Annotated in this window: 10 protein-coding genes; 1 reads left to right on the top strand and 9 read right to left on the bottom strand. The window is 53.1% G+C overall.

Features of this window, described 5'->3' with window-relative positions:
- Positions 1–21 precede the first annotated feature (21 nt).
- The 9 genes from BLO43_RS06340 to def form a co-directional block, all read right to left on the bottom strand.
- Positions 22–1200, bottom strand: a complete 1179-nt coding sequence (locus BLO43_RS06340) for a phosphoglycerate kinase (RefSeq protein ID WP_090906348.1) — start codon at positions 1198–1200, stop codon at positions 22–24.
- A 138-nt stretch (positions 1201–1338) separates the two neighbouring features.
- The gene (gene gap / locus BLO43_RS06335) at positions 1339–2343 is read right to left on the bottom strand and encodes a type I glyceraldehyde-3-phosphate dehydrogenase (RefSeq protein WP_074630961.1); all 1005 of its coding nucleotides are present in this window, start codon (positions 2341–2343) and stop codon (positions 1339–1341) included.
- A gap of 75 nt (positions 2344–2418) precedes the next feature.
- Positions 2419–4434 (bottom strand): transketolase, encoded by a 2016-nt coding sequence (gene tkt / locus BLO43_RS06330; protein ID WP_090906347.1) that lies wholly within the window; start codon positions 4432–4434, stop codon positions 2419–2421.
- 284 nt (positions 4435–4718) lie between these two features.
- Positions 4719–5969 carry a sigma-54-dependent transcriptional regulator gene (locus BLO43_RS06325; RefSeq protein ID WP_090906346.1) on the bottom strand — a complete coding sequence of 417 codons (1251 nt, stop codon included), beginning with the start codon at positions 5967–5969 and terminating at the stop codon, positions 4719–4721.
- A 295-nt stretch (positions 5970–6264) separates the two neighbouring features.
- Positions 6265–8409 carry a sensor histidine kinase gene (locus BLO43_RS06320; RefSeq protein WP_090906345.1) on the bottom strand — a complete coding sequence of 715 codons (2145 nt, stop codon included), beginning with the start codon at positions 8407–8409 and terminating at the stop codon, positions 6265–6267.
- Positions 8406–9023, bottom strand: coding sequence for a DUF4390 domain-containing protein (locus BLO43_RS06315; RefSeq protein WP_254773365.1), 618 nt, complete (start codon positions 9021–9023; stop codon positions 8406–8408). Before BLO43_RS06315 ends, BLO43_RS06320 begins: the two co-directional genes overlap by 4 nt.
- Positions 9001–10278 carry a 16S rRNA (cytosine(967)-C(5))-methyltransferase RsmB gene (gene rsmB, locus BLO43_RS06310; RefSeq protein WP_090906344.1) on the bottom strand — a complete coding sequence of 426 codons (1278 nt, stop codon included), beginning with the start codon at positions 10276–10278 and terminating at the stop codon, positions 9001–9003. Before rsmB ends, BLO43_RS06315 begins: the two co-directional genes overlap by 23 nt.
- A gap of 109 nt (positions 10279–10387) precedes the next feature.
- Positions 10388–11329 (bottom strand): methionyl-tRNA formyltransferase, encoded by a 942-nt coding sequence (gene fmt, locus BLO43_RS06305; protein WP_090906343.1) that lies wholly within the window; start codon positions 11327–11329, stop codon positions 10388–10390.
- 461 nt (positions 11330–11790) lie between these two features.
- Complete coding sequence (gene def / locus BLO43_RS06300) at positions 11791–12294, bottom strand: peptide deformylase (protein WP_090906342.1); 504 nt, start codon at positions 12292–12294, stop codon at positions 11791–11793.
- Positions 12295–12888: 594 nt separating this feature from the next.
- On the opposite strand from def, the gene dprA reads away from it, so the two are divergent.
- Entirely contained in the window at positions 12889–13971 is a 1083-nt protein-coding gene (gene dprA / locus BLO43_RS06295) for a DNA-processing protein DprA (protein WP_090906341.1), read from the top strand.
- Positions 13972–14027 lie beyond the last annotated feature (56 nt).

Genomic DNA, 14027 nt, shown 5'->3' with positions numbered 1-14027 from the left:
CATCGGTTAACCGTACAAAAATCAGCGTGCGCGCTGCTCGAGTATATCCACGGCCGGCAGTTTCTTGCCTTCCAGAAACTCCAGGAAGGCACCGCCAGCGGTGGAAATGTACGATATCTTGTCATAAATACCATATTTCTGGATTGCGGCGATGGTGTCGCCACCACCAGCCAGGGTAAATGCCTTGGTATCGGCAATTGCCATGGCGATGGTTTTGGTTCCGGCGCCAAATTGATCGAACTCGAATACGCCAACGGGGCCATTCCATACCACCGTGCCAGCTTTCATGATGATATCCGCCAATTCTTGCGCGCTCTTCGGGCCAATATCAAAAATCATTTCATCATCAGCCACCGAATCGGCATCTTTCAATATTGCCGGTTCGTTCGCATCGAATTTTTTCCCCACCACGACATCCACCGCGATAGGGATGGAAGCGTTGCGCCCCGCCATCTTGTCCATCAATGTCTTCGCGGTAGGAACCAGATCATTTTCGCATAAAGACTTTCCGGTATTCTTTCCGGCAGCTTTGAGAAAGGTATTGGCGATGCCGCCGCCCACCACCATCTGATCCACTTTCTCGGAGAGGGACTCAAGCACGGTAAGCTTGGTCGACACCTTGGAACCGCCGACAATGGCGACCATGGGGCGCGCCGGATTCAGCAGGGCCTTGGTCAGCGCATCCAGTTCCTCCGTCAGCAAAATACCGGCGCAAGCAACCGGCGCATACTTGGCAATACCATGGGTGGAGGCTTCGGCACGATGTGCGGTGCCGAAGGCGTCCATGACAAATACATCGCACAGCTTGGCATACTTCTGTGCAGTCTCATCAACATTCTTCTTTTCGCCTTTGTTGATGCGGCAGTTTTCCAGAACAACCAATTCACCTTCCGCGACCTCGAATCCGTTTTCTACCCAATCCTTGATCAGGCGCACGGGCTTGCCCAGACGGGCAGCGATATTTTCGGCAACCGGCCTGAGTGAATTCTCCTCAGACCATACGCCTTCCTCGGGGCGGCCCAGATGCGAAGTCACCATCACTTTAGCCCCCTGTTTCAGGCAGTGATTGATGGTAGCCATGGAAGCGGTAATACGCGCATCAGATGTAACCTTGCCATCTTTAACGGGTACATTCAAATCGGCGCGAATGAATACACGCTTGCCTTTAAGATCGAGATCGATGAGTTTGATGACAGACACGGGAAGCTCCAGATTTGTGCGGCATAAGGGACGGCTTGCGGCCTATTCCTTATGCCCGGTCGAAGTAGAAAATGAAGGTGAAAGGCGGATCAGACAGACTTCTTTATGTTCCCGCGATTCTCAACCCCTCACCGCCCATTACTTGGCGGCGGCAACGCGGACCATTTCCAGAATCTTGCTGGAATAACCCCATTCGTTGTCGTACCAGGAAACAACCTTTACGAAACTGCCATCCAAAGACATGCCAGCCTCCGCATCAAAGATGGAGGTGCAACTGTCCCCGCGAAAATCAGTGGAAACGACCTTTTCATCCGTATAGCCGAGCACCCCCTTCATTGATCCCTCCGATGCTTTCTTCATGGCGGCGCAGATTTCCTCGTAGGTGGCATCCTTATTCAACTCGACGGTGAGGTCGACCACCGATACGTCGGAAGTCGGCACGCGGAAGGCCATGCCGGTGAGTTTCTTGTTCAGTTCCGGAATAACCACGCCGACTGCTTTGGCGGCGCCGGTCGAGGATGGAATGATGTTTTCAAGAATACCGCGTCCTCCGCGCCAATCCTTGTTGGAAGGGCCATCGACCGTCTTCTGTGTGGCGGTGGCGGCATGTACGGTAGTCATCAAGCCGCGCTTGATACCGAAGGTGTCGTTCAATACCTTGGCGACAGGGGCAAGACAGTTGGTGGTACACGACGCATTGGAAATAATGGACTGTCCAGCATACGTTTTATCATTCACGCCATAAACAAACATGGGCGTGTCATCCTTGGAAGGTGCTGACATGATGACTTTTTTAGCACCGGCCGTAATGTGTTTCTGGCAGGTTTCCTTAGTCAGAAAAAGACCCGTAGACTCAACGACAACATCGGCACCCACCTCGTTCCACTTCAGTTCAGCCGGATCCTTGATGGCGGTCAGGCGGATCTTCTTGCCATTGACGACCAGGGTGTCGTCACCCTCGATAGAGACATCTCCCTTGAAGCGGCCATGCACGGAGTCGTGTTGCAGCATATAAGCCAGGTAGTCTGGTTCGAGCAGATCATTAATCGCGACGACTTCGATGTCTTCGAAATTTTGTATTGCCGCACGAAACACCATGCGTCCAATACGGCCAAACCCATTGATACCGACTTTGATTGTCATATTTTGAACTCCTTGGATAAAAAAATCGAACCGTAGCGCAAAGAAATCCCCATACCGCAAGTTCCCCCGAGGGAATTAAATAACGCTATTCACCGCTTTTATCACATTCTCGACGGTGAAGCCGAAATGCTTGAACAGATCGCTGGCAGGCGCTGATTCGCCAAATGTATCCATGCCGACCACCGCGCCCTCAAGTCCAACATATTTGCGCCAGTAATCGGTGACACCTGCCTCCACCGCTACGCGCCCTATACCCTTGGGTAATACGCTATCCCTATAAGCCGGGTCCTGGCGGTCAAACAGGTTTGTACAAGGCATTGAAACCACGCGTACGTGGACACCTGTTTCAGCAAGTGCTTTTTGTGCCATTATTGCCAGTCCCACTTCAGAACCGGTGGCGATAATGATGGCTTGTGGCTTGTCGTCCGCGGCCTCGGAGAGGATATAACCGCCCTTGTCGATCAGTTTGATAGTGGCGGCGTCGCGTTTCTGGAATGGCAGATTCTGGCGGCTGAAAATCAGTGTTGAAGGGCCATCCTTGCGTTCAATTGCGCGTGCCCAGGCGACCGTGGATTCAACGGTATCACAGGGCCGCCATACATACATATTGGGAATGTAACGTAACGTCGCGGTCTGTTCCACCGCTTGATGTGTCGGACCATCTTCGCCCAGGCCGATCGAATCATGGGTAAACACGAATAAAGTGCGAATTTTCATCAGCGCGGCCATGCGCAAGGCATTGCGGGCATATTCCGAAAACATCAGAAAGGTCGCGCCGTACGGGATGATGCCACCATGTAGGGACAGCCCGTTCATCATTGCGCTCATGCCGAATTCACGCACGCCATAATAAATATAGTTGCCTCCGTTCTCCCGGCTGTAGCCTTTTGACCCAGACCAGAGGGTGAGGTTGGATCCCGCCAGATCCGCGGAACCACCGACCAGCTCCGGCAATGCTGATGCCAGGCCTTCAATGGCGTTTTGTGAAGCCTTGCGGGTGGCAATCGTTTCCTGCTTGGCATCGACGCGGCCGATCAAGCCATCCACGTGCTCGCGCCAGCCGTCCGGCAATTCTCCCGACATACGACGCGTGAATTCGGCGGCCTCGGCGGGATACTTCTCGCTATACTCGGCGAACTTGTGGTTCCACTCGCTCTCCAGTTTTTCGCCTTTTGCGCGGCTATCCCACATTGCATAGACATCGTTGGGGATTTCGAATGGCAAATGATGCCAGCCGATATGTGGCCGGGTAGCGGCTATCTCCGCGTCACCCAGCGCGGCACCATGGACTTCATGAGTATCGGCCTTGTTGGGAGAGCCCATGCCGATGACGGTTTTGCAGCAGATCATCGAAGGTTTTCCACCAGCTTGCTTGGCTGCCTCGATCGCCGCCTCGATTGCTACCGGGTCATGCCCGTTGACATTGGGAACGACATGCCAGCCATAAGCCTCGAAACGCTTGGGTGTGTCGTCTGTGAACCAGCCTTCCACATGACCGTCGATGGAAATGCCGTTGTCGTCGTAAAAACAGATCAGCTTACCGAGCCCCAGCGTACCCGCCAGCGAACAGGCCTCATGAGAAATTCCTTCCATAAGACAGCCATCGCCAAGAAATACGTAGGTGTAATGATTGACAATATCAAAGCCGGGCCGGTTAAAATCTGCGGCGAGTATTTTTTCCGCCAGCGCCATGCCTACCGCGTTGGCGAGTCCCTGTCCCAAGGGGCCGGTGGTGGTTTCTACGCCTGGCGTGTAACCATATTCAGGATGGCCAGGCGTCTTGGAATGAAGCTGGCGGAAGCGTTTGATTTCCTCCATCGGCAAATCGTAGCCGGTAAGATGCAACAAGGCATAAATCAACATCGAGCCATGTCCGTTGGACAATACGAACCGGTCGCGGTCCATCCATTTGGGGTTGGCGGGGTTGTGGCGTAAATGATGAATCCATAATACTTCGGCTATCTCCGCCATACCCATCGGCATACCGGGGTGGCCCGAATTGGCTTTTTGCACAGCGTCCATAGCCAGCGCGCGGATAGCGCTGGTAAGATTCTTGAACACCGGCGCATCAAAATCTCTAAATGTTCCCATGGACACAAACTCCCTCGTTCAATGGATATATTGCAATAAAAATACCACCCCCTAACCTGAGTAAGGGTGCGGGTCGGCAAAAACCATTATTATCGCTTAAGATACGATGTCAGACAACTTTGCGTTGATACTAATGCAAGATTTCAGATGTGGCGAATTGCAGTTAACGCTAAAAGCGCTATGGGAGCCACCGACGCGAATGGTCGTGAGCTCATATCTGTTAACAGGCCCTAGATGGTCCCGATAATTTCTGGGCGTGATATAAACGGAAAATTTCTTCCCACTTAGTGATTGCGCAGCTTGATTCCCAGCAGTTTAAGCTTGCGGTAAAGATGAGTGCGCTCTAACCCGGCCCGCTCCGCCACTCGAGTCATGTTGCCGTTTTCCTGATCAATGAGCTGTTCAAAATAAATTTTCTCAAACATGTCGCGTGCCTCGCGTAGAGGAATATTAAGCGGAACACCTGCCACTGCTTGGGTCGGAGATGAGGAGACCAGTATCTGCTTTACATCATCCGCCGATATCTCATCGCCAGCGCAGGTGAGCGCCAGAGAGTGAACCGCGCCGGTAAGTTGCGCAAGGTTGCCAGGCCAGTCATGATTCCGCAAGCCGTTAAGCGCGGCGGTACTGAATTGTCGCAGGGGTACTTCGCCTGACTCAATACAGCGCGAGAGAATCTGGCTGGCCAGTTCGGGAATATCTTCCCGATGCTCCCTCAGCGCGGGAACATTGATGCAAAGACCACTCAAAATTTCATATAACCTCTGATCATAGGCGCCTTGCGCAGTCAGCCCCGCTAACGGCATGGAGGTGGCGCATACCAGCCGTACACTATATTTTTCCAGCTTGCCCAACAGCAACAGCAGGCCTTTTTGTGCCAATCTGTTGAGATCCCCGATCTCCTTGAGAAACAGCAGGCCACCTTTTGCACGTTCAAGTAGATCAAACGGGGCATTCGTCAGGGCAGCAAGGGTGTCCGGCTCCACCCAGGGAGTGTTTGGGCGGTGTAGAAAGCGTGCACACAAATCCGCCCCGGTTCCTGGTTCGCCGGTGAGCAATAACGGCGTTCTAAGATTGGCTACCTGTTCCAGCCGTTTCTTCAGGTCGGCGATCAATGGACCTCTGCCCAGGCTGGCGAGCGGAAGTATCGTGAGTGGTTTGCCTTGTCCACCACGTAGTGCGCGCCCTACCGTATTCAATAATTTTTGCAGCGGAACCGGTTTTTCCAGATAGCCGGATGCGCCCATCCGTGTTGCCTCTACTGCGGTGTCTATGGTCCCATGTCCCGACATCATCACCACCGGCATGGTGAGCAGTCCGCCACTTGCCCATTCTTTCAGAAGCGTGATGCCGTCGGTATCCGGCATCCAGATGTCGAGCAATACCAGGTCGGGTCGCGCTTGCTTGCGCCAGTTGCGTGCCTGCCCGGCATTTTCCGCAAGGGCCACTTGATAACCTTCATCACGCAAGATCTCGGACAATAGCTCACGTATGCCGACTTCGTCATCAACGACAAGTATCGTATTGTTGCTCATAATTTAGCTGAATTCGTCGGTTGGACAGAGTGCGATCCTTCCTGTAGCGAATTCACCAGAAGGATGGAGATCAAGTTGGGTGGAAAGTCATTGCGGATCATAGTACTTAGCTAAAAATCCCTAAAAAATGAACAGTCAATTGCCGGGTTCAGGTTCCAGAGCCGGATCTCTTTTGCAAACGCAGGGGAATCTACCCTGTTAGTGGGGCCTGAGTGCGAATTATCAAAGCGGGTGCTTCCCAAGATGGAAGATACATTCATAGTGGATAGTGGTTATGTAATTTTATGATAAACCGTCAAATTGCTTGCTTGGCCGGAAGGGTAATTGAAACTCGTGCGCCGCAAGGCCGGATATTCTCTATTTCAATCACACCGCTGTGTTCCTCAACGATTTTTTTAACAATGGGTAGTCCAAGTCCCGTACCTCTGGACTTGGTGGTAACGTAGGGTTCGAACACCCGGGCTCGGACTTGTTCGGGGAATCCCGCACCATTATCACTCACGCTAAACCGCATTCCATTTGACACAATTTCGGTTCGAACCATGATGGCGGGTTCCGGGACGCCCATCAGTGTATCCTGAGCATTCTGCAAGAGATTGTGAATAACCTGTCGTAACCGTGCGGAATCACCCCTCACCGCCGGCAGATCTGAAGCCAGGGCCAAATCGATGCGGGGTTGTCGATTTCCAGGCGCCCCTGTGCTCGCGGCCTCATATAATGCAAGCACTTCCCGCACCAGGCCGTTGAAATCCAGCATATGAAATTCCAGTTCGGGTGCCCGCGCATATTCACTGAATTCATTGACCATTTTTTTAAGTGCTTCGACCTGATTGACGATCGTTTCAGTGGACCGCCGCAAGATATGGGCATCCTGCGTACTTAATTTCTCCGCGAGCTTGTGCTGCATACGCTCGGCCGAAAGCTGTATCGGTGTGAGCGGATTTTTGATTTCGTGAGCCAGGCGCCGTGCCACCTCGCCCCAAGCGGCGGTACGCTGAGCCTGCAATAAACTGGTGATATCATCAAACACCACGACACCGCCACTGCCCGATACGTGCGGCAGACGTGTCCCACGGAGCAGCAATACCTGATTGGTGCCATCCCTCATGCGTTCCACCTGACACTGCCATTCGCCCCTTTTACCAGAATGAAATCCTTCAAGAATTTCCGCCTTGAAAGAATTCAGCTGAGGTTCGCGCACCGCGCATTCTTCAATGGTTAATCCCTGGAGACCCATCAGTGGAACCTTCAGGATTTGCTCGGCGCTAAGATTTGCGGTGCGCATACGCAAATTCTCGTCAAATACCAGAACGCCGGATGAGAGGTTGGCCAGTATGTTTTCCAGATAAGCCCGGGCGCTTTCCACCTCTTGCTGATTGCGCTCGGCGGTAACGCGGGCTTCCTCCAGCTGCTGAGTCATGAGATTAAATGATTCGGTCAGCACTCCCAGCTCATCGCGGCTCTGGACGGGATGGCGCCTGCTGAAGTCGCCTTGTGCTACGGCTCGGGTACCTTCGGCCAGCATGCCCAATGGTGCGCTCAGCCGCTCACTGATAAGGAACGCCGCCGCCAGTGCGGAGAAAAGCGAAAGCAGCAGCGCGAGTGTGAGCGTCACGCCATATAATCCCTTCAGCCCTTCGCGTGAGAGCAGCAATTCCTGATAATCGCGATACGCCGCCTGTACTATTTCCGCATCTTCGGTTAGCTGCTTCGGTACCGGTTGCAATAATTGCAGCATCCACCCATCACCTTTCATGCCTGGTGCATCGATAGGCGCCACCACCCTTAAATACAAGCCTTTGTCGGGAATGGATTCAACTGTACTGTAGATATTCTCTATCCTCGTCTGTTGCATTACCGCCGCACTGAGCGTGTCCGGGAATAATCCCGTGTCATGTAAGCCAGCAAATACCATTTGCTTTCCATTCTGATCAAACAGCGCGGCTTCCCGGATTTGGGATTGATTCAATAACTGCTCCAGCACCGGTAGCGGCGAGGCGGATTCCTCAGCTAGGGTAAGGGTGACAGACTGAGCTTTGTTGCGTAGTTCCACCAAGAGATTGTCGAGAATGGTACGCCCGAGGTTCAATCCTCCCTCGAGCGCACGATCCACTTTGACATCAAACCAGGATTCGATACTTTTCCCGAGGAACTGCACAGAGACGCCATACACCAGCGCACCCGGGAGAATCGCCATCAGAGAGAAGATCAGCAACAGGCGTAGCGCCAGCCTGGAACCGAATACGCCGGCCTTGAGCCTGCGCTTGAGTCTCCACAGCAAATATCCCACCACCGCCATGAGAAACAACACGAAGCCGACATTGACCCGGATCAGAAGTCTATATTTTCGTTCAAAGAGCCCTGTGTCGGCACCCGCGGTGGCGAGCAGAAACAGCATGACCGCACCCAGTCCCGCACCGATGATGATGACGTATTTCACGGCCGGGTATTATCTTGAAGCTTTGGCAACGGCAACCTTGTGCTCCACTGGAGTGTGCCAGTGCTGAGATCCCATTCCCTGGAGCCAAGCGTTTCCACCTGAAAAGGTTTAGGCAATGCCGAGATATCAAGTCGCATCCGCAATTCCACCGTGTATTCCATATCCGGTTTTAGCTCGGAACTTGCGATAAGAGGACGGTCGCGCACCCGGCTAAGCGCCTGTAGCGCTTCCTTAAGTGTGTTGAAATTCTGCGACAGCGTTCCGCGACTCAAACGGTACTGACGAGTCAGCGCGTAATAGCTCAATCCTTCACGTACTCTACTTTGTGCAACTCTTTCACCCAGCCAGTACCAGCGGAATTTCATCAGATTGAGTTCAGTAACGAAATAAAGCACGATACCTTTCTCAAGTGCGCGTTCCAGCTTGGGGTTAAGCGCGATCTCGAAATCAGCGTCAAACTGATAACCTTCGTCCGTCGCATCGATCACGATGGACTTTATCTGTATGCCTTCCGCATGGACGGTAGTGCTCAGCGGCAGTACCATACTCAGAAGTATCACTGCCGCCGCCTGCAGCAGGCGCGCAAAGGAATCAGGCTTTGTGCAGCAGAGCATAAAAGAAACCGTCATGATGAGAGTTCGGCAACAGTTGCCCATCGATTGCTTCAACCTGGGACAGAGGCAACAGACGGGCGTCTGAATGATGGCGCAGAAACTTCTCCACTTGCAGCTTGTTTTCCTCGGCGAATACCGAACAGGTAGCATAGAGCAATTTACCATCTCTGGTCAGGATCTGCCACAAGGCATCCAGGATTTTGCGCTGCTTTTCACCAAACCGGGAGAGGTCGCTTTCACGTCTTAGCCATTTGATGTCGGGGTGGCGGCGCACCACGCCCGAGGCGGAACAGGGCACATCGGCTAAAATACGATCGAATTTCCTGCCATCCCACCATTCCGCCGGGTGCGCGGCATCTCCGCAAATGATGCGGTGGATATCGAGTTCCAGACGAGAGAGATTTTCTGTTATGCGGGCGACCCGTACGCTGTCATTGTCCAACGCGGTTAATTCCACTTTCGCCAATTCCAGCAAATGCGCGCTTTTGCCTCCGGGCGCGGCGCAAGCATCCAGGACACGCATGCCGTCGTGCGCGTCCAGCAATGGTGCGGCAAGTTGGGCGCCCGCATCCTGTACCGACACCAGCCCTTGTGTGAATCCCGGGAGCTTGTCAATTGCGACCGGTTGTGCCAGCTCGAGCGCGTCATTCCACAATCGCCGCGTATCCATGCCGTTTTGGTTGAGACGTTTCTCGTATTCCGCCACGCTGATTTTGCGCCGGTTGACCCTCAACGTCATGGGTGGATGCTGATTGCCGGCCTCCAATATTGCCTGATAGCTTTCCGGGTAGTGTACGTGAAGTTTGTCTATCCACCACTGTGGATGAGAATACCGTCCCACCTCGTTTTCAGCCGCCCGTTCCAGAAGACATGCGCGTTGTCGCACAAAGTTGCGCAATACCGCGTTGACCAGTCCTTGGACACCTTTGTTACCATTCATCACTTGAGTAGCGGATACGGCATGATCCACAATTGCATGCACGGAAGCTTTGCTATACCCCAGTTGATACAGGCCCACCAATAATAAATAACGTATATTCCGGTCCCGCAGTGGTTTGTTCAGTAATAAGCCAAGCAACCTGTCGAGTTGACCATAAAAACGTAGTACACCGTAGCTTAAATCCTGAATGGCTCCGCGTTGCTGGCCAGAAAGGTCAACGTGGGTACGCCAGACCTCCTGCAATACCTCGGTCAGGCTCGCGCCAGCCAGTACTTTACCCACCGTTGCGGCGGCCAAACACTGAGTTTTAATCATTCCGCATTCAACCTAAATCCGGCAGTTGTAACGGGTTTATCAAGAAGCTGAAATTCAGGTATGATAAAAAATCATTATGGATCATGGCATTGAGCAGTAAAATAAAAGATCAATCGCCAAGTTTGGGTTCAAATCGGTCGCCCGGCCGCAATGGATGCCCCGAGAGAAATTCTGCCGCACTCATCTTTTTTCCATCAGATTTCTGCAAGGCTTCCAGTATGAGCGCCCCTTCGCCACAGACCACCACGATTCCGTCGCGTCCTGTTGCCACAATTTCTCCCGGTTGGCCAGCGGCATCCGCAGTGACCCTTGCCTGCCATATTTTCATAGAGATTCCACGTACCCGCGAATAAGCACCGGGGCGAGGATTGAACGCCCGTACTACACGATTGATGTTCTCCGCGCTTAGTTGCCAGTCAATTTCCGCTTCTTTTTTTTCCAGTTTCGGTGCGTAAGTCGCGGCAATTTCATTCTGAGGAACTCCAGAAAGCATATTTTCACGCAAATGCGCCAATGCTTCCACGATGCAAACCGCTCCCAATAAGGCAAGCCTGTCATGCAGAGTTTGCGCGGTGTCATCCACTGCAATTGCGTCACTTCGCTGCAACAGCATTGCGCCCGTATCCAGGCCGCGATCCATTTGTATGATGGTGATCCCGGTCTCCCGATCTCCCGCTAATATTGCCCGCTGGATTGGGGCGGCTCCCCGCCAGCGGGGCAGCAAGGAAGCATGGATGTTAAGACAACCCAGGCGGGGGATGTTCAAAACAGCTGAAGGCAGAATCAGTCCATAGGCGACAACCACCATGACATCCGCATCGATGGCAGCGAGTTGCGCGCGCAACTCCGGTTGTTTAAGCGAATAGGGCTGCAGCAAGGTAAATTCGCGTTGTTGTGCCAGCAATTTGATCGCGCTTGCGGTGGGCTTCATGCCACGTCCGGAAGGGCGGTCTGGCTGGGTCAGCACCAATGCAATCTCATGCCCGGCATTTGCCAAGGCTTCAAGCGCGGGAACGGAGAATGGCGGGGTGCCCGCAAAAATAATTTTCAACCTAAATCCGGCAGTTGGGTGAAGTGGAATGGGTACAGGGCAAGGCGTTGCAGCGCGGCCGTGTGCCGCAAGAACCGTATATTTGGCGAACTCGCCCGGAAGGTGACGGTCAAGGGAGGCAAAAAGTTATTACAAGTCATGGTGCCTAGTTGGCAAATGAGCTAAAGAATGACCGGTCAACTGCCGGATTTAGGTTCATATAGAACGCGGTTTAGCCAGGAGCATACACGAAGAAGACCCGCCGAAGAGGCGTGGCCGCCTCTCATCAGAACCGCTGAGCAAATACCTTGCAGGCGCACCTCGCGCGATGCGTCTTGGCGTCGTAGATCAAGCCCGCGTCGTACGTCCTGTGATTTCCGTTTTTGCCAGCAACGCACTTGACAACCCGCGGGATCTATTCAGATGCCTCTCAAATTCAGCGGTCAATGATCCACACTTGCCGATGGCCGGGAAACCGGCCCTCACATTACTTTGCGCTGCTGCTTTTTAAACTTGGTTTGAATGCGCGATTGTTTCATCCGCGACCAATATTCAACAAACACTTTGCCTACCAAATGATCCATCTCGTGTTGAATGCATACTGCCAGCAAGCCATCGGCATCGAGCACGAACGGATTGCCATCGCGATCCCATGCCTCGACCGTGACCCGCTCCGCGCGTTCCACCTTTCCGAATATTCCCGGTACGGACAGACAGCCTTCTTCATAGTCAGATTCACCGCTGCGGGCTGTGATTTCAGGGTTGATCAACACATGCAGCTGGTTACGGGTATCGGAGATGTCGATTACGATGACACGCTGATGCACGTCAACCTGGGTTGCCGCCAGTCCAATTCCAGGAGCGGAGTACATGGTTTCCGCCATATCGTCCACCAAAGCACGAATCTCATCAGTAACCTTCGGTACTCGGTCTGCCACGGTGTGCAGCCGTTCATCCGGGTATTGTAGTATCTTCAGGAGTGCCATAAAAAGACTTGCGCATTTAATAATCTAAATGCAAAATTTAAACCGTATCATTATGATATTCTGTTTGATCCCTATCTTGGGTCTATGTCTGGGGTCTCTTGCCGGTAATTCTCCAAGCATAAGTCCATTATATCCTGATTTGGGCCGGAGGCTTGAGTCCGGCCAGCCCGTCGAAGACACCGATACGAAATCTCGGACAGTCTGATTGCCAATTTGTTGATCCAGACAATCGCTTAGAGGCCTCGCCTCGAGCTTTCCGAAAGAATCAATGGGTTCCTCTCGGTAATCAAAAAATGTTGTGAACTTGGGCCATTACGCAGTGCGATCACCGTACCATCCATTTGCACCTAAATCCGGCAGTTGGCCGCTCATTCGTCAATCTGGAATTATGATCCGTAGAGAATTTTTGTGCCATTTTGATTCTTGCTTCCTGGGTGCGTTCGCCCCGTCCAACTACCGGATTTAGGTTAAATCCATCTAAGTTAACTCACCAAAGCGAAGGTCAAGTGATGCAAAAAATTATTCCAGGTTATGGCGCCTGGAAATGGGCTGGAAAATGAGCGATCAAACTGCCGGATTCATGGATCGACTAAAATGAAGCCAATAGAGGATATCGAATCCTGGCTTGCACTTGGCTTGATTGATGGTCTTGGTGATGAGTCAATCCGGCGATTGCTGGTGGCTTTCGGCAGTCCCGCCGGTATTTTTTCCGCAAAAGCTGCCGCACTTGAGCGCCTGGTGAAGAAAAAGATAGCGGACAACATTGTACAAGGGGGGGACAGAAAAAAAGTTGCGGTAACGCTTAAATGGCTCGAAGATCCTGCAAACTCGATTATGACGCTGGCTGATCCCGATTATTCTTCGATGCTGCTCAATATCGCGGATCCTCCTCCGCTTCTCTATCTCAAGGGGAAACGGGAGTTGCTGAGCTCACCCGCCCTTGCTGTGGTCGGTAGCCGCAATGCTACACCTCAAGGGCTTTCCAACGCGGAGGCTTTTGCCGAGGCTGCAAGCCACGCGGGACTTTGCATTGTGAGTGGAATGGCGCTCGGTGTGGATGCCGCGGCTCATCGTGGGGGTCTGCGTGGCGCGGCAGCCAGCATCGCGGTAGTGGGGACCGGCCTGGACGTCGTTTATCCCGCACGCAATCGCGATCTTGCCCATGAGCTGGCGGAAAAGGGAGTGCTTGTTTCCGAGTTTCCATTGGGCACCCCCGCCGTGGGTAGCAATTTTCCGCGCCGCAACCGCATCATTAGCGGCATGAGCCGGGGTTGCCTGGTGGTGGAAGCCGCGCTGCAAAGTGGTTCTCTTATTACCGCCCGGCAGGCGCTGGAGCAGGGACGGGACGTATTTGCCATTCCCGGTTCGATTCATTCCCCCTTATCAAAGGGTTGTCACGCACTTATCAAACAAGGAGCGAAACTGGTTGAAAGCGCCGAAGATATTCTGGATGAGCTGGGATATCAGTTAGCACGAAGTACGGTCAACGACACGGATGAACCCGCCGCAGGAGAATCGCTGCTGCTGAAATATCTCGGCCATGACGTCGCCAACATCGATACACTGTGCACCCGTAGTGGCTTGACGGCGGAAACAGTATCAGCGATGCTATTATCGCTTGAACTGGATGGCGTGGTCGCCACGCTGCCGGGTGGATGCTACCAGCGGCTGCGGTAGTTATCACGGCGGATAGTCCAATCGTTCTCGCCATCCGTGTAATCCCGAAAAGGCAA

This window comes from Nitrosospira sp. Nsp13 (assembly GCF_900101945.1).
Taxonomy (GTDB): domain Bacteria; phylum Pseudomonadota; class Gammaproteobacteria; order Burkholderiales; family Nitrosomonadaceae; genus Nitrosospira; species Nitrosospira multiformis_D.
Note: the sequence above shows the minus strand (reverse complement) of the source record. Positions and strands in the feature narration are given on the sequence as shown.

What these genes read in the sequence shown, in the direction of transcription:
- gap (WP_074630961.1), bottom strand. Translation starts at nt 2,343, where the DNA reads ATGACAATCAAAGTCGGTATCAATGGGTTTGGCCGTATTGGACGCATG.
- tkt (WP_090906347.1), bottom strand. Translation starts at nt 4,434, where the DNA reads ATGGGAACATTTAGAGATTTTGATGCGCCGGTGTTCAAGAATCTTACC.
- BLO43_RS06325 (WP_090906346.1), bottom strand. Translation starts at nt 5,969, where the DNA reads ATGAGCAACAATACGATACTTGTCGTTGATGACGAAGTCGGCATACGT.
- BLO43_RS06315 (WP_254773365.1), bottom strand. Translation starts at nt 9,023, where the DNA reads ATGCTCTGCTGCACAAAGCCTGATTCCTTTGCGCGCCTGCTGCAGGCG.
- rsmB (WP_090906344.1), bottom strand. Translation starts at nt 10,278, where the DNA reads ATGATTAAAACTCAGTGTTTGGCCGCCGCAACGGTGGGTAAAGTACTG.
- def (WP_090906342.1), bottom strand. Translation starts at nt 12,294, where the DNA reads ATGGCACTCCTGAAGATACTACAATACCCGGATGAACGGCTGCACACC.
- dprA (WP_090906341.1), top strand. Translation starts at nt 12,889, where the DNA reads ATGAAGCCAATAGAGGATATCGAATCCTGGCTTGCACTTGGCTTGATT.